We start from the raw sequence: 21,994 nt of genomic DNA, 5'->3' as shown, positions 1-21,994 counted from the left end.
ATGGCGGGATGAATGATCGTTTCTCGCCAGAGCCGCACCTCGTCGGGGCGCCGGTGGTCGAACGGCTCGCGCAGTACGGCCGCGCCGAACAGGAGGAGATCCTCGGCCCCGGCGACGACCCGTACGGCGTCGCGTACACCGGGCTGGCCTTCCTGCCCAAGGAGATCCACTTCGGCGTCCGGGCCGCCGGCGGCCGGCTCGTCGCCCACACCGGGCTGCTGCCGCTGCCGCTCACCGTGGGCGGCACCGACCTGGCCGTGATGGGCGTCGGCGGGGTCTGCGTCGCGCCCGACCACCGGCACGGCGGCCTCGCGCGGGCCGTGGTCGGGGCCGCCCTCGACCACGCGCGCACGCTCGGCCACCGGCACGCGCTGCTGTTCTGCCGCCCGCCGCTGTCCGGGTTCTACCGGGGGCTCGGGTTCCGGGAGGTCGCGGAGGGGGTGACGGTGGAGCAGCCGGAGGGCCGACTGGCGGAGATGCCGCTGCGCACCATGTGGGCGCCCCTGGTGGCGGGGGCCGGGTGGCCGGAGGGGCCGGTGCGGCTGCGGTCGCTGCCGATGTGACCTCGAACCGTGTTGTCGGGCCGTGATGCCGGATCGCGAGACCGGGTCGTGAGGCCGGCTGGTGACGCCGGCTCAGGCGTGCGCCGCCGGAGCCTTGGAGTCGGCGTGGGCCACGGCGGCGCCGGCCAGGGCGCGGATCATGGGGTGCGCCCGGGTGCCGTCGCCGGCCAGCTCGGGCTGGAACAGCGACGCCAGGAAGAAGGGGTGGCCGGGCAGCTCCAGGACGCGCACCTCGCCGGACTCGTCCGCGCCGCTGAACCGCAGGCCGTACGCGGACAGCCGTTCCAGGTGGGCGCCGTTGAGGCCGTACGCGCAGTGGTAGCGCTCCAGGGTGCGGGTGGCGCCGAGGACGCGTTCGGCGAGGCTCCCGGGGGTGAGCGTGACGGCCCCCTCGTGGCCGACCAGGGAGCAGGCCAGCGGGGTGATGACCTGCCGTTCCCCGTCCGGGTGCTCCTCGCCGTGGACGGCGTCGGCCAGACCGCAGACGCCGCGGGCGTACTCCAGCACCGCGTGCTGGAACCCGGCGCAGGTGCCGAGGAAGGGGATGCCGCGTTCGCGGGCGGTCCGGACGGCGGCCAGCGCGCCCGCCTCGCTGCGGTACGGGCTGCCGGGCAGCAGCCAGACCGCGTCGAAGCCGTCCAGGGCGCCGGGCTCGGCGGCGTCCCCGGTCGGGATCCAGTAGGCGTCCAGGACGAGGTGGTCGTGCTCGGCGAGGGCGTCCAGCAGGCCGGGGATCCGGGCGTGCGAGCGGACGGCGGGGGAGCGGTCGCCGACCAGGGCGATCCGCGGGGTCGGATAGGTCATGCGGCTATCCTGACCCCGCCCCCGAGATCAGCGCCAACGATGATTCCTTAAGCTTCGATCAGATCGGTTGATGCCCGCCGTGGACCCGCAGCAGCTGCGCACCTTCGTCACCGTCGCCCGCCTCGGCTCCTTCTCGGAGGCGGCGCGGGAGCTCGGCTACACCCAGTCCGCGGTGTCCCAGCAGATCGCCGCGTTGGAGGCGGACCTCGGGACGGCCCTGCTGGTCCGCCGTCCGGTCGGTCCGACCGGCGCCGGGCAGCGGCTGCTGGAGCACGCCGCGCCGCTGCTGGTCCGGCTGGCGGCGGCGCGCGCCGACGTCGCGCGTCTGGCCGGCACTCCGAGCGCCCGGCTGGTGCTCGGAGCCACCCCGCTGGCGGTCGGGGCGACGCTGGGGCGCGCGCTGGGCGAGGTGCGCCGGGCGTATCCGCGGGCGGAACTGGTCGTCCGGGTGCTGGCCCAGGACGTGCTGCCCGCCCAAGTCGCCACCGGCGAGGTCGACCTCGCCCTGATCGACGGACTCGCCGCGCCCAGCGACCCGCTGCCGCTGGCCGACGTCGGCCCGCTGCGCACCGTCGCGGTGGCCGAGCAGCCGGTGGCCGTGGCCCTGCCGGTCGGCCACCCGCTGGCCGGCCGCGGCGGCCTCGCGCTCGCCGACCTCTCCGCCGCCCGCTGGCTGGACGCCCCCGACCTCACCCCGACGGCGGCCCGGCTGCGCGCGGCCGCGGGCGTCGACGGCTTCCGGCCCGCCACCCGTTACCAGGGCACCGACCTGCACGGGCTGCTCGCGCTGGTGGCGGCCGGGCACGGGCTCAGCCTGCTGCCCGAGCCGGTGCTCGCGGCGGCGCCCGGGGTCGGGCGCGCGCCGATCGCCGCGCCCCGGCTGGTGCACCGCACCGAGCTCGTCCACGGCAGCCTGCCGGAGGGGCCGGCGGCGCTGCTGGCGCGGCTGCTGGAGGAGTCCCGGGTCGATCCGGCCCGTGCGGCGGCTCCGGTTCGGGCGGCGGCCCCGGTCCGGCCAGTCGATCCGGCCCGGGCGGCGGCTCAGGCCTGACCTTCGGCGCCGGCCCGGGCGGCGCCGAATTCGCTTGCGAGGGCCACCGGTGCCGATGAAATGATCACGCGATGAGCAGCGGAATCATCATCAGACGGGTACGGGTCGAGGACTGGCGGCAGGCCAGGGACCTCCGACTGGAAGCACTGCTGGACCCGGTCGCGGCCGTGGCCTTCCTGGAGACCCACGAGCAGGCCGTCACCAGGCCCGAGGAGTTCTGGCAGGACCGCACGACCCGGGCCGCGACGGACCCGCACGTGGCGCAGTTCGTCGCCGAGGCCGAGGACGGGCGCTGGCTCGGCTCCATGACCGCGCTGGTCGAACGGTCCGGCGGGGCGGGCGCCCTGGAGGGCGACGTCGTCGAGGTGGACCAGGCACACGTGGTCGCGGTCTACGTCCGGCCGGAGGCGCGCGGCACCGGGCTGGCGCTCGACCTGATCCGGACGGTCCAGGAGTGGGCGTGGTCGCTCACCGAGCCCCGGATCGAGCGGGTGCGGCTGTTCGTCCACGAGGACAACCCCCGGGCCGAGGCGTTGTACCGGAAGGCCGGCTTCGAACCCTCCGGGGTGGTGCTGTCGGTGCCCGGTGACCAGAGCGGCCGGGAGATCGAACTGGCGGTCCTGCGGGGCTGACCGCTCGGCGCGGGCCGGGCCGAAGGGAGCCGCCCGGTCCGTCCGGTCCCCTGTTCCGGACGGGCCGGGCGGCCGTCTGTGGGGTGGGCGCTCCTGCTCCGGCGCCCGTCGGGCGTCAGCGCCCGTCGAGGCGGCGGCACCCGTGGAGGGCCGGCGCCCTCGCAGGGGCCGGCGCCCGCGGAGGGGGCCGGCGCCCGCGGATGGGTCAGCGCCCGTCGCAGCCCGGGAGGGCCTCGCACATCGGCGCCGTCATGCCGGTGCCGACGTACTTGTCCTCGGGGGCCTTCCAGGCGTCCTTGGGCTGGGCGCCGGCCTTGGTGGTGGCCCAGACGGCCAGCTCGCTGACCGCGCCGCCGTCGCTGACCACGTACTCGTGCAGGGTGACGGTGCCGCCGTCGGCCTGCGGGACGGTCAGGACTGCGGCGAAGTACGGCGCTTCCGGGGCGCTGTCCACCTTCACGGTGGCGCCGGGCGCGGTCTTGGCGCAGGACTTGAGCGCCTCCGTCAAACGGCCCTCGGCCAGGTTGGTGGTCTGCTTGGCGCCGCTGCTGTGGGTGGGGTCGCCGATGAACAGCAGGGTCTGCTGGGCCGTCCAGCGGTCCCCGCCGAAGCCGACCGAGGACTTCGCGGCGGCGGTGCCGGTGAACAGCGGCTCGTCGTCCTTGGTGACCGCGGCGTGGCACAGCTCCATGCCCTTGAACTGGAGCGGGCCGGAGACCGGCTTGGCGTTGGCCGCCAGCGGCGTGTAGTGGTAACTCTCGTCCATCGGGATGCTCTTGACGTCCATCCAGGCCTTGTCCGGGATGCCCTTCTCGCCGCCGGTGGGCTTGTTGGGGTTGACGCTCGGCGTGGCGGTGCCGGCCCCGGCCGGGGCGGCGGGCTTGCCCGTGTCCTGGCCGCCGTTGTCGGGGCCGCAGGCGCTGAGCGCGCCCAGGCAGACGAGGGCGGCGGCGGTGGCGGTGGCGAGTCTGGTGGTGCGCAACTGACGGTTCCTCGGGTGTCCGGTGGCATGGGTCGGGGTCGGGCGCGCGTCGGCCGTCGGCCGTCGGCCGCTGGTGCGCGGCGCCGTCCGTCCGTCCTCGCCGCCCGGTCGACCCGTGGTCGCGGGCGTGCGGCATGGCAGCTCCTCCCCCCTGTGCGTACGGCCGTCGGCTCCTCGCCCCGCCGCCCGCCCCGAGATTGAGGGGTGGTCAGCGTCGATGGTGCGTCGACGGCGGTCGAAACCTATGCCACCGGACGGCCGGTCGCAAAGCCGGGTTCCGGCCGGACGCCCGGATTCCCTTTTGGGGCTGGTGAGGCCTGTGGGACGAATGTGGTCAGGCGTGGCGGATCCGTGGCGGGCGTGCGGTGGATCCCCGGTGCGTGCGATCGTGCCCGCGCGCGGGTCGGGGCGGCGCATCCACCCTGGTGGGGGCGGATGCGCCGGAGGCGGGCCGGACGCGGGCGCCCGGGCCTCCTCTCGGAAGGACGGGCGCCGACGGCCGGTCGGTTCGGTTCGGGCGCGTTCGGTCGGCAGCCCGCCGATGCCCGGGCGGCGCTGCGGGGCCCCGATCGACTCGACCGCGACCAGGGGGCGGAACCCCTCGCAGAAGACCGAGGCGACGGCTTCGGTGAGAGCGGCGATGAGCGACCGCTCGACATCAGGCCGAGGGACTCCTCGCGGATGTGCAGGCCCAGGTGCGGCATGGTGGAGCTCCGTTCGGCTCGGTTCGTACCATGGCCGACGGGCTCACTTTGCACGTCAAACAGCTTTGCTACCAAAGGTAAACGGAGAGAGGTGGGCGATGTCAACGCCCGAGGGAGAACCGCGCAACGGGCTGGCGCCGGAGGGGGAGCCGGTGCCCGGGGAGCGGCTCGACGACGCCGTGCGGTCGATGCTGCTGCTGATGCCCCGACTGGTCGGGCGGGCCAAGCGGATCCCCGTCCCCGAGCCGCTGCGCGGCTTCGCCCTGGCGCCCCGTCATCTGTCCCTGCTGGCCGTCCTGCTGCTGGACGGGCCGGCGGGCGTCAATGACCTCGCCGCCCGACTGGAGGTCGCCCCCACCACGGTCAGTCTGATGGTCGGCGACCTCAGCCGGCAGGGCATCCTCGAACGGCGCGAGGACGAGGCCGACCGCCGGCGCCGCATCGTCGCGATCGCCCCCGCCCGGCTGCCCGCCATCGAGGCGTGGCTCGCCCCGGGGGCCGCCGCCTGGCGCACCGCCCTCGGGCCGCTCAGCGCGGCGCAGCGGCGTCTGGTGGTGGACACGCTGCTGGCGTACGAGGCGGCGGTGGGGCGGGAGCGGGACTGACGGCGCCGGGGCCCGGTGCCGCCTACCCGCGCCCGTCGACGGGGCCGCCGGTGGGAACGCCGACGGGGCCGTCGGTGGTGCGCCGGAAGAGCGCCGCGAGGAGGAAGGGCACGCCGAACAGCGGCGAGTCGGCCTCCTGGGCGACCATCGGGCGGATCTCCAGCGGGGTGAACTCGCGGAACAGCGACCGCAGTTCGTCCGGGGAGTAGGCCAGGCCGCCCTCCAGCGCGCCGAGCCGGTAGAGCTCCTCGTCGGGCCGCTCGGACCCCATGGCGCCGGCCGCGAAGGCGGTGACGGCGAAGTGCCCGCCCGGCGCCAGGACCCGGTCGAGCAGGGCCAGGTAGCTGACCCGGCGGTGCGGCGGGAGGTGGTGCAGGCAGCCGGAGTCGTAGACCAGGTCGTAGTGGGCGTGCGGGAGTCGGGCATCGAAGATGCTCGCCCGGTGGAACCGCGGCCGGGCGCCCGCGCCGGCCTCGCGGGCGCGCTCCTCGGCCCAGGCGACGGCGGTGGCGGAGAGGTCGACGGCGTCCACCTCGAAGCCGAGCGAGGCCAGGTGGACGGCGTTGCGGCCGACGCCGCAGCCGAGGTCGAGCGCCCGCCCGGGCGCCGGGGGCAGCAGGCCCCGGCCGAGCCAGGAGACGAGGTTCTCGTCCGGCTCCGGCGCGAAGAACGGGCGCCCGGCGGACCGGTCCGCGTAGAACCGGTCCCAGAACGGTTCGGCCGGCGGGAAGAGGCCGTCGAGAAGCGCGAGGACGTCTTCGGTGGTGCGGATCGTACGGTTCATGCCGCCGACCCTAGGCGGCCCGGCGGGCGGGTGCAGGCGGCGCAAAACGCCTTGTGGGTAGGGTTGTTGGAGCTGCCGAGGACAGCTTCCGGCGGGTGGGTCCGGACCCCGGCCGGCGCCCGGCCCCACCCCGGCCCAGGGCCGGGAAGGGCCGTCTGGGCGGGGCGGCGAGAGAGGCCCCGGCGGCCGTCCGGAATTCCCGCCGGAAAAGTCCGTGCGGGGAATCGGAAGACACGTTCATCCCGGACAAGTCAACATTTACTTCCCCGGATTCCCTCTGCATAGTGGCGGGTTGAATCGAGAGGGGCTCTTCCGTGTCGCAGACCAATGACAACGCCGTCCAGCAGGTGGAGCTGGAGCGGGCGCAGGTGTCCGTCATCGCCGAGCTGTTCGACGAGCGGCTCGCCGGGGCGCGGGCGCAGCTGGGGCAGGTGCTCGCGTCGGCGGCGGACAGTGCGGGCGAGGTGTACGAGCGGGAGGTGGCGGCGGGCCGGCTGGCGGGTGAGGTGCGCCGGCTGGAGGGGGCCGAGGGCGGGCTGGTCTTCGGCCGGATCGACCTGGCGGACGGGACGGTGCTGCGGATCGGGCGGCTGGGCCTGCAGCGGGACGAGGACGAGCTGCCGCTGCTGGTGGACTGGCGGGCGGAGGCGGCGCGGGCCTTCTACGAGGCGACGCCGGTCCACCCGCTGGGGCTGCGGCGCCGCCGCCACCTGAGCCTGACGGGCCGCACGGTGGTCGGGGTGAGCGACGAGCTGCTGGACGGCTCGGAGCCGGCCGCCGGGGACGTCGTCGGCGACGGTCCGCTGACGGCGGCGCTCCAGGAGCGGCGGACCGGCCGGATGGGGACGGCGGTCGCGACGCTCCAGACGGAGCAGGACGCGATCGTCCGGTCCTCGCACCGCGGGGTGACGGTGGTGCAGGGCGGCCCGGGCACCGGGAAGACGGTGGTGGCGCTGCACCGGGCCGCGTACGTGCTGTACGCGTTCCCCAAGGCGGCCGAGCGCGGCGTGCTGGTGCTGGGGCCGAACACGCGGTTCCTCGACTACATCTCCCAGGTGCTGCCCTCGCTCGGGGAGAACGACGTCGTCCTGGCCACCTGCGCGGACCTGGCCGGCGTGGTCCCCGGTGCCGTGAACCGCTTCGACGTGGCCCGCCTCAAGGGCGGGGCCGCACTGGCGGACGCGCTGGCCGAATCGGTCCGCTCGCGGCAGGCCCCGGCCGGAGACTTCACGGTCCGGGTCGGGCAGGAGTGGGTCGGCCTGGCGGAGGAGGAGGTCGCCGGGGCGCGGCAGGCGGCGCAGGGCAGCGGGCTCGCGCACAACCGGGCCCGCCGGCTGTTCCTGGAACTGCTGGTCGACGCCCTGACCAGCGCGCTGGCCCGCGGCATGGCCGAGACGCTGGAGCGCATCGACGCCGAGGTCGCCCAGCTCACCGGGGTCGACTTCGACCGGATGGCGGCCCGGGACCTGCGCAACCTCGGCATCGACGAGGCGCCCGCCACCGGGGCCGACGAGTTCGACGCCGACGCCGTCCGCGCCGCGCTCCTCGACGACCCGCACATCGACCGGGCCGTCGAGGAGCTCTGGCCGCGGCTGGAGCCCGGCGACGTGGTCGGCGCCCTGCTGGCCGACGCCGACGCGCTGGAAGCGCACCTCCCGCACCTCACCGGGGAGGAGCGGGCCCTGCTGCGGCGCACGCCCGGCGCGCCGTGGACCGACGCCGACCTGCCGCTCCTCGACGAGGCGGCGAGCCTGGTCGACGGCCCGCCCGAGCAGTCCTTCGGGCACGTCGTCGTCGACGAGGCGCAGGAGCTGACCGCGATGCAGTGGCGGATGGTGCTGCGCCGCTGCCCCGGCAGGTCGATGACCCTGGTCGGTGACTTCGCCCAGGCCGGCCCGGTGACGGCCGCGCAGGGCTGGAACGAGGCGCTCGACCCGCACCTCGGCCACCGCTTCGACCTGCGGACGCTGACCGTCAGCTACCGCACCACGCAGGAGATCCTGGCCACCACCGCGGAGTTGCTGCGCCGGATCGCCCCGGACCAGCCGCCGATCCGCTCGATCCGGAACGGGGACGAGCCCCGGACCGTCGCGGTGGCCCCGGACCGGGTGGCGGCCGGTGTCGTCCGGGAGCTGCGGGCGCAGAGCGCCGCGCACCCGGGCGAACTGCTCGGCGTGGTCTGCGCGGACGGCCGGGTGGCGGAACTGGCGGCCGCGGGGGTCGAGCGGTACGCCCGGCTGGTCCCGGCGTCGGAGGCGCGCGGCCTGGAGTTCGACGAGGCCGTCGTGGTCGACCCGGACGGCATCGTCACCGCCCGCCCGGCCGGTGAGCGCGACCTGTACGTCGCCCTCACCCGCGCCACCAAGCGCCTGTGCACGGTCGTCGTCCGGGCGTAGGAGGCGTGTCGTCGCGGGAAGCCGGTCCGGCCGGCTTCCCGCGCGACCGCCCTGCCGCCCGGGGCCCTAGGATCGGTGGATGATCACCGTTCCGTCCGGCCGGGTCACCCTCTCCGACCGTCGCACCCAGCGCAGTTGGGCCGTCGACGTCGCCTCGTACGAGCTGGCGGCCTGTCCGGTGACCCGCGAGCAGTACGAGGGCGCCACCGGCGACCGCCGCCCCGCGCACAGCGTCTCCTGGCTGGACGCCGCCCGCTACTGCAACGAGCTCTCCCGGCGCGAGGGCCTGGCGCCCGCCTACGAGGTGGACGGCGAGGACGCCGTCTGGGACCGCGCCGCCGACGGCTACCGGCTGCCCACCGAGGCCGAGTGGGAGCACGCCTGCCGCGCCGGCACGGACGGCCCGCGCTACGGCCCGCTGGACGAGATCGCCTGGCACCGCGGGAACTCGGACGAGCGCCCGCACGCGGTGGGCGGGCTGCGGCCGAACGGCTACGGGTTGTACGACCTGCTCGGCAACGTCTGGGAGTGGTGCTGGGACCGCTACGACCCCGAGGTGTACGGCGACTACCGGGTGCTGCGCGGCGGCGGCTGGTTCGACGAGCACTGGAGCTGCCGCGCCTCCGTCCGCCGCCGCAGCCACCCGACCCTGCGGATCGACGACGTGGGGTTCCGGCTCGCCCGCTCGATCGCCGGATGACGGCGCCCGCGGTAATAGCGGGCGCGGCGCGGTAAACGGGAGCCCGCCGCGGTAAAAGAATGCCCGCCGCGGTAAATCGCGGGCCAATCGGAATTCCCGGGGACTTTTTTCGCGGAATGAGGAACCGGCACCTTCCATATGCGCGTTGACGCCGGCATGAACGAGGAAAACGTCACCCTGCGCCCGATCGCCGAAGCCGACCTCCCGCACTTCCTGTCCCTGCTGAACGACCCCGACGCCATGGGCGAGCACCTGTGGTTCGGCTGGCGGCAGCCTGACCGGATCCGCCGGGTCTGGGCCGAGAACGGGCTGCTCACGGAGGAGCAGTGGACGCTCGCGATCACCGTGGACGGGGAGTTCCGCGGCTACGCCGCCGCCATGCGGGAGGTCGCGGCGCCGACGGGCTGGCACTGGAGCATGGGCGCGCAGCTGCTGCCCGGCGCGCGGGGCCGGGGGATCGGCACCCGGGCGCAACGGCTTTTCGCCGACTACCTGTTCGCGCATTCGCCGGTGATGCGGCTGGAGGCGGAGACCGAATCCGCCAACCTGGCCGAGCAGCGCGTCCTGGAGAAGCTCGGCTTCACCCGGGAGGGCGTGAAACGGGCGCAGCTCTTCCGGGCCGGCGCATGGCGCGACGTCGTCCTCTACAGCCTGCTGCGCACCGATCCCCGTCCGCCGCTCGACGGAGGAACCGCGACGATCTCCCGGCCGTTGGCGCCTGCATGAGCGAAGAATCAGTCTCCCTGCGCCCGATCGCGGAGGACGACCTGTCCGCGGTCGAGGAGCTGGTGAACGACCCGCAGGCGCTGGGCGAGTTCCAGTGGTACGGCTGGCGGGACCCGCAGCGGTTCCGCCGCCGGTGGCAGGAGAACGGGCTGCTGGAGGACGGGCAGTGGGTGCTCGCGGTCGTCGTCGACGGCGGGTTCGGCGGCTTCGTCGCCGCCAACCGCAGCGGGGTGCGGCCGGCCGCCCCGTACTGGAGCATCGGGGTGCAGCTGCTGCCGCAGGTGCGCGGGCGCGGGATCGGCACCCGGGCCCAACGGCTGCTGGTGGACTACCTGTTCGCGCACTCGCCGGTGATGCGGCTGGAGGCGGACACCGAGGCGGGCAACCTGGCCGAGCAGCGCGTCCTGGAGAAGCTCGGCTTCACCCGGGAGGGCGTGCAGCGCGCGGTGACGTTCCGGGACGGCGAGTGGCGCGACATCGTCCGCTACGGCCTGCTGCGCACCGACCCGCGGCCGTAGGAGCGGTTCCGACGGTTCCGCCCGGGCGCGAACCGTCGGCCGCCCCTAGAGTGCCCCGAACCACTCCTCGGCGAGGGCGTCCAGCGTCCGCGCCGAGGGCTTCAACTCCCGGAGGTACCACGGCAGGTGGCTGTACACGTGGAGCAGCGTGTACGCCAGCAGCAGCCGGGGCTCGAAGCGGCGCCCGTAGGCGTCCAGCAGCCGTCCCAGCAGCCGGGGGTCGGCCCGGGTGGTGAAGAGGCCGACGGCGACCAGGTCGTAGGCCGGGTCGCCGATCATCGCGGGCTCGAAGTCGATCAGGCCGGTCAGGCGCCAGCCGTCGGCCGGGTCGGTGAGCAGGTGCTCGCGCATGAACTCGGTGTGCAGCAGGGCGCGGCCGGGGGCGGCGGGCAGCGGGGCGGCGGCGAGGAAGTCGGGGATCTGCTCCAACCAGTGCTCGGGCAGGCCGCGTTCGCGCTGGCGGGCCACCGCGCCGGCCCGCTGGCGGGCCAGGAAGGCCGGCCAGTCACCGGGGCCGAGGGTGTCCGCGAGCGGCTCGGGGTCGAGGGCGTGCAGGGCGGCGAGCGCCTCGCCGCAGTCGCGGGCGATCCGTTCGCGCTCGCCCTGCGGGACGCGCGGCCAGGCCGGGGCGAGGCCCTCGCCGGGCATGCGGGACATCAGGACGTACCGCCAGCCGTTGGCGTCCTCGCCGGCCGCCCGGACGGTCGGGGTGGGGATCGGCAGGGCGCCGACCAGCCGGGTGAGCACCCGCTCCTCGACGACGCCGTCCCGGGCACTGGCCGCCGGGAACAGCTTGAGGACGTGCTCCGCGCCGACCGCGTACACCGGGACGGAGCCCTCCGCGAAGCGCTCCAACGGCAGGCCCCCGACGCCCAGTCGGGCGCAGAGCGCCTCGGCGCCGGGGCGCATCACCGTCTCGTCGGGGACGACCGCGTCCCATTCCTCGTCCGTCAGCACCAGGGGCAGCATGGCGGCACGCTAACCAGGCGGGCGGACCCGGCGCAAAGGGGTTCTCAGTACCCGTCCGGGCAGGTCCCGAACGGGTCGGCGGCCGCCGACAGCGGCTCCGGCCCGCCGTCCGGGTCGCGGGTGAGCAGGTAGCGGGCGCCGGGGCCGGCCTCGCCCGCGCGGTCGGCGGCGTTGTAGAGGGCGCAGCGGGAGAGCGAGAGGCAGCCGCAGCCGATGCAGCCGGTGAGCTTCTCCTTGAGCCGCTGCAGTTCGGCGATCTGGTCGTCGACCCGGTTCTGCCAGGACTCGGCCACCCGGTCCCACTCGGCGCGGCTGGGGGCCGGGCGGTCGGGCAGCCGGTCCAGGGCGACCTTCGCCTCGTCCAGCGAGAGGCCGACCCGCTGGGCGGCGCGGACGAAGGCGATCCGGCGCAGCGTGGCGCGGGTGTAGCGGCGCTGGCCGCCGGAGGTGCGGGTGGCGTGGATCAGGCCGAGGCTCTCGTAGTAGCGCAGCGCGGAGGCGGCGAGGCCGCTGCGGTCGGCGAGTTGGCCGATGGTGAGCAGGTCGCTGTGGTGCGGGCCGGTGGTGCGGCGGCCGTCGGGGCGGTCGGTCATGGAAGCCCACTGTAGCCGCTTGACCTCAAGTCGGCTTTAAGTTGCACGATCGTTGCCATGACGACGAACGCGACCGCCAAGACCGCGACCGGCACCCGCTTCGAGGACCTGCCCGCCCTGATGAGCCTGATGACCGGGGACGAGAAGCACGGCCCCGCCGCCACCTCCACCCTGGACGCGCTCTGGGTGCTGTACGACCGGGTGCTGCGGGTGGCCCCGGAGAGCGCCGACGCGCAGGACCGCGACCGCTTCCTGCTGTCCAAGGGCCATGGCCCGATGGCGTACTACGCCGTGCTGGCGGCCAAGGGCTTCGTCGACCCGGAGGTGCTGCCGAGCTTCGGCGGCTACGACTCGCCGCTCGGCCACCACCCGGACCGCACCCTGGTCCGCGGCGTGGAGATCGCCTCCGGGTCGCTCGGGCACGGCCTGCCGCTGGCCGTCGGCACCGCGCTCGGGCTGCGGGCGCAGGGCCTGGCCGACCCGGCGGTCTGGGTGCTGGTCGGCGACGCGGAGTTCGACGAGGGCTCCAACGCCGAGGCGGTGGCCTTCGCCGGGGCCTACGGACTGGACCGGCTGCACGCGGTGGTGATCGACAACTCCTCGGCCACCCACGGCTGGCAGGGCGGCATCGCCCGGCGGTTCGCGGCCGAGGGCTGGTCGACCGCGACGGTGGACGGCCGCGACCACGAGGCGCTGTACCGCGCGTACACCGCGGAGCACCCGGGCCGCCCGCACGTGGTGGTCGCCCGGGTCGAGCCCAAGGGACCGCACTGAGCCGGCGCGTCATGCCCGAGCACGCCACCCGACCGAGCCCCCGAGAGGAACTCCACCGATGGACACCATGCGCGACCGCTTCGTGGACCTGACCACCCGCCTGCTGGACGAGGACCCCCGGCTGGCCCTGGTGCTCGCCGACATCACCGCGGCCGCCTTCACCCCGGCGCAGCAGCGCCACCCCGACCGGGTGGTCAACGTCGGCATCCGCGAGCAGCTGCTGATCGGCGCCGCCGGCGGCCTGGCGCTCACCGGGATGCGCCCGATCGCCCACACCTTCGCCAGCTTCCTGATCGAGCGGCCCTTCGAGCAGGTCAAGCTGGACCTGGTCCACCAGGGCGTCGGCGCCGTGCTGGTGAGCGCGGCGGGCTCGTACGACTGGCCGGCCGGCGGCCGCACCCACATGTCCCCGGGCGACGTCGCCCTGCTGGACACCCTGCCGGACTGGACGGTCCACGTCCCCGGCCACCCGGACGAGGCGGAGCAGCTGCTGCGCCACGCCTACGCGGACGGCGACCGCAACGTGTACGTCCGGCTCTCGGCGCACCAGAACGCCGCCCCGGTGCCGGTCGAGCCGGGCCGCTTCACCACCGTCCGGAAGGGCTCGCGCGGCGCGGTGCTCGCCGTCGGGCCGATGCTGGACGCGGTGCTCGCGGCCACCGAGGGCCTGGACGTCACCGTGCTGTACGCGGCGACGGTGCGCCCCTTCGACGGCGCCGGGCTGCGCGCGGCGCTCGGTGACCGGGCGGACGTGGTGCTGGTCGAGCCGTACCTGGCGGGCACCTCCGCCAACGAGGCGCACGCGGCGCTGGCCGACCGCGCGCACCGGGTGCTGGGCCTGGGCGTGCCGCGCGAGGAGCACCGGCACTACGGCTCGATCGGGGAGCACCTGGCGGCCTACGGCCTGGACGCGCCGTCGCTCCGGGAGCGGATCGGCACCTTCCTCTGGTGAGCCCGGCGGGTGAGCCGGCCGGCCGGTCAGCGCGCCGGCCCGCCGACCCGCCGGCCCGTCCGTACGAGGGCCGGTCAGCCCGTCAGCACGACGGCCACCGCGTCCGCCGCCAGCCGCACCGCCGTCCCCTCCAGCGCCGCCGCGCCGAAGGCCGCCACCACCTCGCGCCCGGCGGCCCCCAGCGGGAGCGCGGCCTCGTCCGGCCCGAGGTTGACGGCGATCCGGTACGGCCCGCGGTGCACCACCAGCCGGCCCGCCGCCTCGTCGAACGTCACCCGCACCGCGCCGAGGTCCGGGTCGGACAGCTCCGGGCGCTCGCGCCGCAAGCGGATCAACGTCCGGTACCAGCTGAGCAGTTCGCTGTGCGGGGCGCGCCGGAGCTCGGTCCAGTCGAGGACCGAGCGCAGCACGGTGGCGGGCTCCTGCGGGTCGGGGACGGCCTCGGCGGTCCAGCCGTGCTCGGCGAACTCCCGCCGCCGGCCCTGCCGGACGGCCTCGGCGAGGCCGGGGTCGGTGTGGTCGGTGAAGTACTGCCAGGGGGTGGCGGCGCCCCACTCCTCGCCCATGAAGAGCATCGGGGTGAACGGCGAGGTGAGCACCAGCGCGGCGCCGCAGGCGAGCCGGCCGGGGGTGAGGCTGGTGGAGACGCGGTCCCCGAGCGCCCGGTTGCCGACCTGGTCGTGGGTCTGGAGGTAGCCGAGCAGCCGGTGGCCGTCGCCGAGCGGGGTGAACGGGCGGCCGTGGCGGCGGCCGCGGAAGGAGGACCAGGTGCCGTCGTGGAAGAACCCCCGGGTGAGCGTCTTGGCGAGGGCGGCGAGCGGCGCGCGCGCGAAGTCCCCGTAGTAGCCGTGGGATTCGCCGGTGAGCGCGCAGTGCAGGGCGTGGTGGAAGTCGTCGCTCCACTGCGCGGTGAGGCCCAGGCCGCCGGCCTCGGGCGGGGCGGTGGTGGCGGGGGTGTTGAGGTCGGACTCGGCGACCAGGAACAGCGGCCGGTTGGTGGCGACCGCCAGCTTCCGCACCTCGCCGGACAGTTCCTCCAGGAAGTGGACCGCCCGGTCGTCGGCGAGGGCGTGCACGGCGTCCAGCCGCAGCCCGTCGATCCGGTAGTCGCGCAGCCAGGCCAGGGCGCTGCCGACCAGGTAGGCGCGCACCTCGTCCGAGCCGGGCGCGTCCAGGTTGACCGCCGAGCCCCACGGGGTGTGGTGCCGGTCGGTGAAGTACGGGCCGTACGCGGGAAGGTGGTTGCCGGACGGGCCGAGGTGGTTGTGGACGACGTCGAGCACCACCCCGAGGCCCTTGCGGTGCGCGGCGTCCACGAAGCGCTTGAGCCCCTCGGGGCCGCCGTAGGGCTCGTGGACGGCCCAGGGCGAGACGCCGTCGTAGCCCCAGCCGTGCCGGCCGGGGAACGGGCAGACCGGCATCAGTTCCACGAAGTCCACGCCCAACTCGACCAGGTGGTCCAGGCGTTCGGCGGCGGCGTCGAAGGTGCCGCGGGCGGTGAAGGTGCCCACGTGCAGCTCGTAGAGCACCGCGCCGGGCAGCGCCCGGCCGCGCCAGTCGGTGCGCGACCAGCGGAACGCGGCGTGGTCCACGGTACGGCTGGGCCCGTCCGGGCCGTGCGGCTGCCGGGCCGAGCGCGGGTCGGGCAGCGGCGGGCCGTCGTCCAGCCGGAAGGCGTAGTCGCCGGCCGGGGCCTCGCCGGACCACCAGCCGTCCCGGTCCGGGCAGCGGGCCAACTCGTGCGCCGTGCCGTCGACTTCGACCCGCACCCGGGAGCCGGCGCTGGGCGCCCACACCTGGTAGAGCGGCATCAGGCCCTCCTCGTCAGCAGTGCCACCGGCAGCGCCGTCAGCAGCTCCGCCACCGGCACCGCGCCCGCCGGGAGGCTCCGCCCGGTGAGCTCGTCCGTCCACGGCCCGCCCGCCGGCAGCTCCAGCGCCGTGTCGCGCCAGCCGCCCGCCCGCTCCAGCCCGTACGGCAGCCGGGTGACGGCGGTGACCACGTCCTCGCCCCGGGCGAAGGCCAGCAGGTGGTCGGCGGCGGGGCCCGCGGCGGGCAGCGGCCGGTACGGGCCGAGCGGCCGGTCGCGGCGCAGGTGCAGCGCGGTGGTGGTGAGGTGCAGCTTCTCCCGGGCGAGGTCGCCGGGGCGCGGCGCGGCCGCGTCGGTGAGCCGCACGGCGAGCGCGCCGAGGTCCACCACGCCCCGGTTGTCCGGGTCCACCAGGGTGTACAGCGGCTCCTCGCTGCCCTGGTAGAGGTCCGGCACGCCCGGCACGGTGAGGTGCAGCAGCGCCGCGGCCAGGGTGTTGGCCCGGGCGTACGGGGCCAGGGCGTGCACCGCGCCCTCGATCCGGGGGAGCAGTCCGGGATTGCCGTGGACGGAGCGGGCCCGCTGCTCCAGGGCCCGCTCGTAGCGCGGGTCGGGGGCGGTCCAGGAGGTGCGCAGCTTGGCCTCGCGGGCGGCCTTGAGCAGGGCGGTGACCAGCCGGTCCGGGTCGATCGGCCAGGCGGCGACCAGGGTGTGCCAGAGCAGCCAGTCGGCGTCCGGGTCGAAGCCGGGGCCCGCGGCGGTGGTCCAGGCGGCGGCCTCGGCGGCCCAGGCGTCCGGCCGCTCGGCGAGCACGGCGAGCCGGGCCCGGGCGTCGGCGCTGCGCTTGGTGTCGTGGGTGGAGAGCACCGTCATGCTGTGCGGCCAGGTGCGCTCCAGGTAGCGGCACCAGTCGTGGAACTCCTCCGGGTGGACCCCGGGCCGGGCCGGCTCGCCGCCGACCTCGTTGAGGCCGGGCAGCGCGTTCCAGCGGTAGAAGGCGGTGTCCTCGACGCCCTTGGCGGCCACCGCGGCGGCGGTCTGGGCGAAGCGCGCGCAGAACTCGTCCTTGTCCGCGCCGCGGCCCAGCTCGCCGAGCGCGAGCGCGGCCACCAGCCGGTCGGTCGGGTCGGTGGAGCCGTCCAGGGCGGCCCGAAGCTGCGCCGCGGTGGCCGCCGAGGGGGGCTCGCCGGGCCGGGCGTACGGCCGGTACGCCGGGTAGCCGGTGAGCAGCCGGCCGAGCGCGGCGCGCAGCTGCCCGGGGGCGTGGTCGGCGTGCGCGGGCTCGGCGGCGCCGATCCGCAGCGCGATCCGCACCAGCCGCTCGACCTCGGCGGCGAGCTCGCCGTCCGGGCCGGTCATGTCGGCCCGCCCGCGCCGGGCCTCGGCGATCGCGGGGTGCGGGTCCGCGCAGAGGTCCCGGACCGGGCCGCCGTGCCGGAAGGACTCGTACGCCCCGGCCAGCCGGCAGGCGCCCGCGTGGTCGGTGAGCACGCCGTCGATGCGGCGCAGCGCGTCGTAGCCGGTGGTGCCGGCCACCGGCCAGTCCTCGGGCAGCCGCTCCTCGCCGGTGAGGATCTTCTCGACGACGACGTACGCCCCGCCGGTGGCGTCGGCGAGGCGCCGCAGGTAGCCGCGCGGGTCGGCCAGCCCGTCCGGGTGGTCGATCCGGAAGCCGTCCAGGACGCCGTCGGCGTGCAGCCCGAGCAGCACGGCGTGGGTGGCGGCGAACACCTCCGGGTCTTCGGCGCGCAGCGCGATAAGCTCGTTGACGGTGAAGAAGCGCCGGTAGTTGAGTTCGGTGCGGGCCAGCCGCCACCAGGCCAGCCGGTACCACTGGCGGGCCAGCAGCCCGGGCAGCGGCAGCTCCTCGGTGCCGGGGCGCAGCGGCAGCTCGTGCTCGTGGTAGCGCAGGGTGTCGCCGTCCACGGTGAGCTGGTCCAGGACGGCGCCGAGCCGGTCGCCGAGGAGCGGCAGCAGCACCCGGCCGCGCCCGGGGGCGTCGGCGGGGCCCGGCTGGGCGGTCCAGTCGATGTCGAACCAGCGGGCGTACGGCGAGTCGGGCCCGTCGCGCAGTACCTGCCACAGCGGCCGGTTGAGGCGTTCGGGGGCGGGCACGGCCATGTGGTTGGGCACCACGTCGGCGATCAGCCGCAGGCCGTGGCGGTGCGCGGCCGCGGCCAGCTCGCGCAGCGCCGGCTCGCCGCCGAGCTGCTCGCTGATCCGGGTGTGGTCGACGGTGTCGTAGCCGTGGGTGGAGCCGGGGACGGCCTCCAGCAGCGGGGACAGGTGCAGGTGGGAGACGCCGAGGGCGGCCAGGTAGGGGACGGCGGCGGTGGCGTCGTGGAGGGTGAAGCCGGGCTGGAGCTGGAGACGGTACGACGACGAGGGGACGGTGGCGGCCGGGCGGGGCTGCGCGGGCTCGGCGGCGGGGGTCATAGCTCCATAGGTACCCGGGGGAGCCCTCCGCCAAGACCCGCTGCTGACCCGAACAGGTGACCGCCCCGGCCGTCCGGCGGGCCCGCGCCGCCTCCGGGCGGCGGCTAGGCGGGCCGTTGCAGCACCATCAGCGAGCGGTCGGTGAGCCACAGGGCGTCCCCGGCCTTGACCCGGGCTCCGGTGCCCGGGGCGGGCAGCCGGGGCCGGGCGGTGTCGACCACGACCTGCCACTCCTTCCCGTGGTCGGCGGGCACGGTGAACTCCAGCGGCTCGAAGTGGGCGTTGAACATCAGCAGGAAGGAGTCGTCGACGATCCGCCCGCCGCGCCGGTCCGGTTCGGAGATCGCGTAGCCGTTGAGGAAGACGGTCAGCGACTTGGCGTAGCTGGCGCCCCAGTTGTGCTTGGTCATCTCCTCCCCGCCCGGGGTGAACCAGGCGATGTCGGTGAGGTCGTCGAACCCGCCGGCGGCCGGCCCGCCCGGGCCCTGCGCGCCCGTACCGCCCTGGCCCCGGCCCTGCGCGGCCGCACCCGGCCGCCCGGACACCGGCCGGCCGTGGAAGAAGCGCCGCCGCCGGAACACCGGGTGGTCGCGGCGCAGCCAGATCATCCCCTGGGTGAACTCCAGCAGCCGCGCCTGCGGCCCGTCGCCCTCCGGCCAGTGCACCCAGGTCAGCTCGTTGTCCTGGCAGTAGGCGTTGTTGTTGCCCAGCTGGGTGCGGCCGAGCTCGTCGCCGTGCGAGAGCATCGGCACGCCCTGGGAGAGCATCAGGGTGGCGATGAAGTTCCGCTGCTGGCGCTCCCGCAGCTCCTCGACGGCCGGGTCCTCGGCGGGGCCCTCGACACCGCAGTTCCAGGAGCGGTTGAAGGACTCGCCGTCCCGGTTGTCCTCGCCGTTGGCCTCGTTGTGCTTCTCGTTGTACGAGACCAGGTCGCGCAGGGTGAAACCGTCGTGGCAGGTCACGAAGTTGATCGAGGCGATCGGGCGGCGGCCGTCGTCCTGGTAGAGGTCGGAGGAGCCGGTGAGCCGGGAGCCGAACTCGGCGAGGGTGGCGTTCTCCCCGCGCCACAGGTCGCGCACGGTGTCCCGGTACATGCCGTTCCACTCCGTCCACAGCGGCGGGAAGTTGCCCACCTGGTAGCCGCCCTCGCCGAGGTCCCAGGGCTCGGCGATCAGCTTGGCCTGGGAGACCACCGGGTCCTGCTGGACCAGGTCGAAGAACGAGGAGAGCCGGTCCACCTCGTGGAACTGCCGGGCGAGGGTGGCGGCGAGGTCGAAGCGGAAGCCGTCCACGTGCATCTCGGTGACCCAGTAGCGCAGCGAGTCCATGATCAGCTGGAGCACGTGCGGGCTGCGCATCAGCAGGCTGTTGCCGGTGCCGGTGGTGTCCTCGTAGAAGCGCTGGTCCCGGGCGAGGCGGTAGTAGGACACGTTGTCCAGGCCGCGCAGCGACAGCGTCGGCCCCAGGTGGTTGCCCTCGGCGGTGTGGTTGTAGACGACGTCCAGGATCACCTCGATCCCGGCCGCGTGCAGCGCCTTGACCATGGACTTGAACTCCTGCACCTGCTGGCCGCGGTCGCCGGTGGAGGAGTAGGAGGAGTGCGGGGCGAAGAAGCCGATGGTGTTGTAGCCCCAGTAGTTGGCCAGCCCCAGGTCCCGCAGCCGGTGGTCGCGGACGAACTGGTGCACCGGCATCAGCTCGATCGCGGTGACGCCGAGCTTGGCCAGGTGCTCGATCACCGCCGGGTGGGCCAGGCCCGCGTACGTGCCGCGGATCTCCTCCGGGATGCCCGGGTGCAGCCGGGTCAGGCCCTTGACGTGGGCCTCGTAGATGACGGTGCGGTGGTAGTCGGTGCGCGGCGGGCGGTCGGTGCCCCAGTCGAAGTACGGGTTGATCACCACCGAGTGCATGGTGTGCGGGGCGGAGTCCAGGTCGTTGCGGCGCTCGGGGGCGCCGAAGTGGTAGCCGTAGACCGACTCGTCCCAGTCGATGTGACCGCTCATCGCCTTGGCGTACGGGTCCAGCAGCAGTTTGGCGCTGTTGTGCCGCTGGCCCAGGCCCGGGTTGTACGGGCCGTGCACGCGGAAGCCGTAGCGCTGGCCGGGCTGGACGCCCGGGAGGTAGGCGTGCCGGACGAAGGCGTCCGTCTCGCGCAGCTCGACGGCCGTCTCCGAGCCGTCCTCGGCGATCAGGCACAGCTCGATCCGGTCGGCGCTCTCGGAGAACACCGCGAAGTTGGTGCCGGCCCCGTCGTAGGTGGCGCCGAGCGGGTAGGGCGTTCCGGGCCAGACCTGCATGACTCCTCAACTTCCTTACTGCCGACGGAAACTGACGTGTGGTCCGACAATCGGCCCGACCGTCTGCCCGGACCCGGACGCTCTCCTGCCCGGCCGGGCGGCCGGGCATGTGCGTGACCGCGCGCCGTGACGCAGGGCACAGCCGCCGTGACACGCGGCACAGGGCATACTCCCCGAGCCCTTCCCCGGCGGCCGGGACATCCGGCCCCGGTTGGTCCGAACGAGTACCGGCGGGCATTCGTGTGAAAAGCGCCGCCGGTGCCGTCGCGGGGCCCCGGACATCCGGCTGCGACCGCCTCTCGGCGGGCAGTACCCTTGATCGTCCGGGCGCCCGGTCCGGGCCGACAGACAGCCAACGCTCCCCGCGCCCGCGGGGGTCAGCCGCAGACGAGGTGGCGCATGGTGTTTCCCGCAGGCGGCCGTGGCTCCGGGCCGGGCGGCCGCGACCGGGGCGGTGTCCGCAGCGAGGCGCCCACGGTGGTCATGCGCCCCACCCTGACCGGCCGCGCGCTGGTGCCCGCCCAGAGCGGCCCGGTCGAGATACCCGCGCTGGCCTGGTCCGCCGGCGAGTGGGAGGACGCCTACCAGCGGGTCCGGCTGTCCGGCCGCGCCTACGTCTGGCTCAACCTGGTCGAACAGCGGCTGCGCGCCCTCGTCGACGAGGTGCTGCACCCGATCTACGCCCCCGCCCACGGCGAGGACTGGGTCACCGCCGCCGCCGGGCCGGCCGGCGAGGAGTGGGCGCACCGGGCCGGAGCCGTGCGCGAGGTCAGCCGCCGCAAGGGCTACCTGCTCGACCCGGCCGACGACGACCCGCTGGTCTTCCTCACCTTGCCCCAGCTGCGCGAGCTGATGGTGCAGCACTGGCCCTGCTTCGAGCCGTACCTGGCCGACCGGCGCGAGATCGAGCTGGCGCTGGACGAGCTGGAGGTGGCCCGGCACGTGGTCTCCCGCAACCGGGCGCTCACCCAGACCGTGCTGGCCCAGACCGAGCGGGCCGCCGCCCGGCTGCTGGCCGTCCTGGACGGCGGCGCCGGCGGGGTGCCCGCCGACGTGGTCGAGTCCCTGGTGGCCGGCCGGTACGCGGACGTCGTCGCGGTGCACGCCGACCGGGTCCGGCTCCAGCGCGACCTGCCGGTCGAGGACCTGCTGGACGGCGCCCGGCGCCTCGACGCGCTCGGCATCGGCCTCGGCATGCTCTGCCAGAACTACACCGGCAAACGCCTGGTGAACCTGGCCGGCGAGGGCTGCCGGGTGCGGCTGCTCTTCCTCAACCCGGCGAGCAGCGCCGTGCGCCGCCGGGAACGGGAACTCGGCCTGGGACGCGGCGAGTTGTCGCGCTCCATCGAGATGAACATCATGCACGTGCGGCGGGTCCGGGCCCGGCTGCGGGACCAGGGCGGCTTCGAGATCCGGGTCTTCGACGAGACCCCGCGCTTCACCGCCTACCTGGTCGAGGGCCCCCGCACCCCGGGCCAGGCGGGCGGCCGCCGGCAGAGTCGCGACCTCGGCGTCGTCCAGCCCTACCTGCGCCGCTCCCGCGGCATGGAGTCCCCGGCGCTGGTGCTGCGCGGCGGCGCCGGGCAGCAGCCCGGCGGCACCGAGCCCGGCCTGCTGGAGGTCTACCGCGAGGAGTTCGAGGGCGTCTGGGGCGACTCCCGCCCGGTGTCCTGAGGCCGTCCCGCCCGGTGTCCTGGG

Annotated in this window: 19 protein-coding genes; 11 read left to right on the top strand and 8 right to left on the bottom strand. The window is 75.3% G+C overall.

From position 1 onward, the window contains the following. Window positions 1-8 precede the first annotated feature (8 nt). Window positions 9-563 carry a GNAT family N-acetyltransferase gene (locus tag ACZ5GH_RS08780; RefSeq protein WP_387749164.1) on the top strand — a complete coding sequence of 185 codons (555 nt, stop codon included), beginning with the start codon at window positions 9-11 and terminating at the stop codon, window positions 561-563. Between the two features lie 72 nt (window positions 564-635). Here the strand turns inward: ACZ5GH_RS08780 and ACZ5GH_RS08775 are convergent, their stop codons facing one another. Next, complete coding sequence (locus ACZ5GH_RS08775) at window positions 636-1,367, bottom strand: CTP synthase C-terminal region-related (seleno)protein (protein ID WP_387749167.1); 732 nt, start codon at window positions 1,365-1,367, stop codon at window positions 636-638. 70 nt (window positions 1,368-1,437) lie between these two features. Here ACZ5GH_RS08775 and ACZ5GH_RS08770 point away from each other — a divergent pair, with 70 nt between their 5' ends. Together ACZ5GH_RS08770 and ACZ5GH_RS08765 are read left to right on the top strand one after the other, a co-directional pair. Beyond that, window positions 1,438-2,418 (top strand): LysR family transcriptional regulator, encoded by a 981-nt coding sequence (locus ACZ5GH_RS08770; protein ID WP_464333866.1) that lies wholly within the window; start codon window positions 1,438-1,440, stop codon window positions 2,416-2,418. A gap of 71 nt (window positions 2,419-2,489) precedes the next feature. Next, window positions 2,490-3,050, top strand: a complete 561-nt coding sequence (locus ACZ5GH_RS08765) for a GNAT family N-acetyltransferase (RefSeq protein ID WP_387749173.1) — start codon at window positions 2,490-2,492, stop codon at window positions 3,048-3,050. A gap of 205 nt (window positions 3,051-3,255) precedes the next feature. Here the strand turns inward: ACZ5GH_RS08765 and ACZ5GH_RS08760 are convergent, their stop codons facing one another. After that, entirely contained in the window at window positions 3,256-4,032 is a 777-nt protein-coding gene (locus tag ACZ5GH_RS08760) for a hypothetical protein (protein ID WP_387749176.1), read from the bottom strand. 802 nt (window positions 4,033-4,834) lie between these two features. On the opposite strand from ACZ5GH_RS08760, the gene ACZ5GH_RS08755 reads away from it, so the two are divergent. Continuing rightward, a complete protein-coding gene (locus tag ACZ5GH_RS08755) occupies window positions 4,835-5,341 on the top strand; it encodes a MarR family transcriptional regulator (RefSeq protein ID WP_387749179.1) in 507 nt (168 codons plus the stop codon). A 22-nt stretch (window positions 5,342-5,363) separates the two neighbouring features. Here the strand turns inward: ACZ5GH_RS08755 and ACZ5GH_RS08750 are convergent, their stop codons facing one another. Next, window positions 5,364-6,125 carry a class I SAM-dependent methyltransferase gene (locus tag ACZ5GH_RS08750; RefSeq protein ID WP_387749182.1) on the bottom strand — a complete coding sequence of 254 codons (762 nt, stop codon included), beginning with the start codon at window positions 6,123-6,125 and terminating at the stop codon, window positions 5,364-5,366. A gap of 314 nt (window positions 6,126-6,439) precedes the next feature. Between ACZ5GH_RS08750 and ACZ5GH_RS08745 the strand changes: the two genes are divergently transcribed. From ACZ5GH_RS08745 to ACZ5GH_RS08730, 4 genes are all read left to right on the top strand, one after another. Further along, window positions 6,440-8,521, top strand: a complete 2,082-nt coding sequence (locus ACZ5GH_RS08745) for a HelD family protein (protein WP_464333865.1) — start codon at window positions 6,440-6,442, stop codon at window positions 8,519-8,521. 79 nt (window positions 8,522-8,600) lie between these two features. Beyond that, window positions 8,601-9,221 carry a formylglycine-generating enzyme family protein gene (locus ACZ5GH_RS08740; protein ID WP_464333864.1) on the top strand — a complete coding sequence of 207 codons (621 nt, stop codon included), beginning with the start codon at window positions 8,601-8,603 and terminating at the stop codon, window positions 9,219-9,221. A 156-nt stretch (window positions 9,222-9,377) separates the two neighbouring features. Next, window positions 9,378-9,947 carry a GNAT family N-acetyltransferase gene (locus ACZ5GH_RS08735; RefSeq protein ID WP_387749190.1) on the top strand — a complete coding sequence of 190 codons (570 nt, stop codon included), beginning with the start codon at window positions 9,378-9,380 and terminating at the stop codon, window positions 9,945-9,947. After that, a complete protein-coding gene (locus ACZ5GH_RS08730) occupies window positions 9,944-10,465 on the top strand; it encodes a GNAT family N-acetyltransferase (protein ID WP_387749193.1) in 522 nt (173 codons plus the stop codon). The genes ACZ5GH_RS08735 and ACZ5GH_RS08730 overlap by 4 nt, the downstream gene beginning before the upstream one ends. A 45-nt stretch (window positions 10,466-10,510) precedes the next feature. On the opposite strand, the gene ACZ5GH_RS08725 is transcribed toward ACZ5GH_RS08730, so the two are convergent. Further along, window positions 10,511-11,434, bottom strand: a complete 924-nt coding sequence (locus ACZ5GH_RS08725) for a phosphotransferase family protein (RefSeq protein ID WP_464333863.1) — start codon at window positions 11,432-11,434, stop codon at window positions 10,511-10,513. A gap of 44 nt (window positions 11,435-11,478) precedes the next feature. Further along, window positions 11,479-12,027 carry a redox-sensitive transcriptional activator SoxR gene (soxR, locus tag ACZ5GH_RS08720; protein WP_387749199.1) on the bottom strand — a complete coding sequence of 183 codons (549 nt, stop codon included), beginning with the start codon at window positions 12,025-12,027 and terminating at the stop codon, window positions 11,479-11,481. A 57-nt stretch (window positions 12,028-12,084) separates the two neighbouring features. Here soxR and ACZ5GH_RS08715 point away from each other — a divergent pair, with 57 nt between their 5' ends. Together ACZ5GH_RS08715 and ACZ5GH_RS08710 are read left to right on the top strand one after the other, a co-directional pair. Further along, on the top strand, window positions 12,085-12,801 hold the full coding sequence (locus ACZ5GH_RS08715; protein ID WP_387749201.1) for a transketolase: 717 nt from the start codon (window positions 12,085-12,087) through the stop codon (window positions 12,799-12,801). 58 nt (window positions 12,802-12,859) lie between these two features. Next, the gene (locus ACZ5GH_RS08710; protein WP_387749203.1) at window positions 12,860-13,753 is read left to right on the top strand and encodes a transketolase family protein; all 894 of its coding nucleotides are present in this window, start codon (window positions 12,860-12,862) and stop codon (window positions 13,751-13,753) included. 74 nt (window positions 13,754-13,827) lie between these two features. Here the strand turns inward: ACZ5GH_RS08710 and treZ are convergent, their stop codons facing one another. From treZ to glgX, 3 genes are all read right to left on the bottom strand, one after another. Beyond that, window positions 13,828-15,564 carry a malto-oligosyltrehalose trehalohydrolase gene (gene treZ / locus ACZ5GH_RS08705; RefSeq protein ID WP_464333862.1) on the bottom strand — a complete coding sequence of 579 codons (1,737 nt, stop codon included), beginning with the start codon at window positions 15,562-15,564 and terminating at the stop codon, window positions 13,828-13,830. Beyond that, window positions 15,564-17,999: a malto-oligosyltrehalose synthase gene (gene treY, locus ACZ5GH_RS08700; RefSeq protein WP_464333861.1), complete on the bottom strand. Its 2,436-nt coding sequence runs from the start codon at window positions 17,997-17,999 to the stop codon at window positions 15,564-15,566. The genes treZ and treY overlap by 1 nt, the downstream gene beginning before the upstream one ends. 104 nt (window positions 18,000-18,103) lie before the next feature. Next, the gene (glgX, locus tag ACZ5GH_RS08695; protein ID WP_387749212.1) at window positions 18,104-20,296 is read right to left on the bottom strand and encodes a glycogen debranching protein GlgX; all 2,193 of its coding nucleotides are present in this window, start codon (window positions 20,294-20,296) and stop codon (window positions 18,104-18,106) included. A 399-nt stretch (window positions 20,297-20,695) separates the two neighbouring features. Between glgX and ACZ5GH_RS08690 the strand changes: the two genes are divergently transcribed. After that, window positions 20,696-21,970, top strand: coding sequence for an SAV2148 family HEPN domain-containing protein (locus ACZ5GH_RS08690; RefSeq protein WP_464333860.1), 1,275 nt, complete (start codon window positions 20,696-20,698; stop codon window positions 21,968-21,970). The last annotated feature ends 24 nt before the right edge of the window (window positions 21,971-21,994 follow it).

Source organism: Kitasatospora sp. Xyl93 (assembly GCF_055383135.1).
Note: the sequence above shows the minus strand (reverse complement) of the source record. Positions and strands in the feature narration are given on the sequence as shown.

Excerpts from the sequence above, each read along its gene's own strand:
- ACZ5GH_RS08730 (WP_387749193.1), top strand. The coding sequence starts at position 9,944 with ATGAGCGAAGAATCAGTCTCCCTGCGCCCGATCGCGGAGGACGACCTG.
- soxR (WP_387749199.1), bottom strand. The coding sequence starts at position 12,027 with ATGACCGACCGCCCCGACGGCCGCCGCACCACCGGCCCGCACCACAGC.
- ACZ5GH_RS08770 (WP_464333866.1), top strand. The coding sequence starts at position 1,438 with ATGCCCGCCGTGGACCCGCAGCAGCTGCGCACCTTCGTCACCGTCGCC.
- ACZ5GH_RS08735 (WP_387749190.1), top strand. The coding sequence starts at position 9,378 with ATGAACGAGGAAAACGTCACCCTGCGCCCGATCGCCGAAGCCGACCTC.
- ACZ5GH_RS08765 (WP_387749173.1), top strand. The coding sequence starts at position 2,490 with ATGAGCAGCGGAATCATCATCAGACGGGTACGGGTCGAGGACTGGCGG.
- ACZ5GH_RS08755 (WP_387749179.1), top strand. The coding sequence starts at position 4,835 with ATGTCAACGCCCGAGGGAGAACCGCGCAACGGGCTGGCGCCGGAGGGG.
- ACZ5GH_RS08740 (WP_464333864.1), top strand. The coding sequence starts at position 8,601 with ATGATCACCGTTCCGTCCGGCCGGGTCACCCTCTCCGACCGTCGCACC.
- treY (WP_464333861.1), bottom strand. The coding sequence starts at position 17,999 with ATGACCCCCGCCGCCGAGCCCGCGCAGCCCCGCCCGGCCGCCACCGTC.
- ACZ5GH_RS08725 (WP_464333863.1), bottom strand. The coding sequence starts at position 11,434 with ATGCTGCCCCTGGTGCTGACGGACGAGGAATGGGACGCGGTCGTCCCC.
- glgX (WP_387749212.1), bottom strand. The coding sequence starts at position 20,296 with ATGCAGGTCTGGCCCGGAACGCCCTACCCGCTCGGCGCCACCTACGAC.
- ACZ5GH_RS08715 (WP_387749201.1), top strand. The coding sequence starts at position 12,085 with ATGACGACGAACGCGACCGCCAAGACCGCGACCGGCACCCGCTTCGAG.
- ACZ5GH_RS08710 (WP_387749203.1), top strand. The coding sequence starts at position 12,860 with ATGGACACCATGCGCGACCGCTTCGTGGACCTGACCACCCGCCTGCTG.
- ACZ5GH_RS08750 (WP_387749182.1), bottom strand. The coding sequence starts at position 6,125 with ATGAACCGTACGATCCGCACCACCGAAGACGTCCTCGCGCTTCTCGAC.
- ACZ5GH_RS08780 (WP_387749164.1), top strand. The coding sequence starts at position 9 with ATGAATGATCGTTTCTCGCCAGAGCCGCACCTCGTCGGGGCGCCGGTG.
- treZ (WP_464333862.1), bottom strand. The coding sequence starts at position 15,564 with ATGCCGCTCTACCAGGTGTGGGCGCCCAGCGCCGGCTCCCGGGTGCGG.
- ACZ5GH_RS08775 (WP_387749167.1), bottom strand. The coding sequence starts at position 1,367 with ATGACCTATCCGACCCCGCGGATCGCCCTGGTCGGCGACCGCTCCCCC.
- ACZ5GH_RS08690 (WP_464333860.1), top strand. The coding sequence starts at position 20,696 with ATGGTGTTTCCCGCAGGCGGCCGTGGCTCCGGGCCGGGCGGCCGCGAC.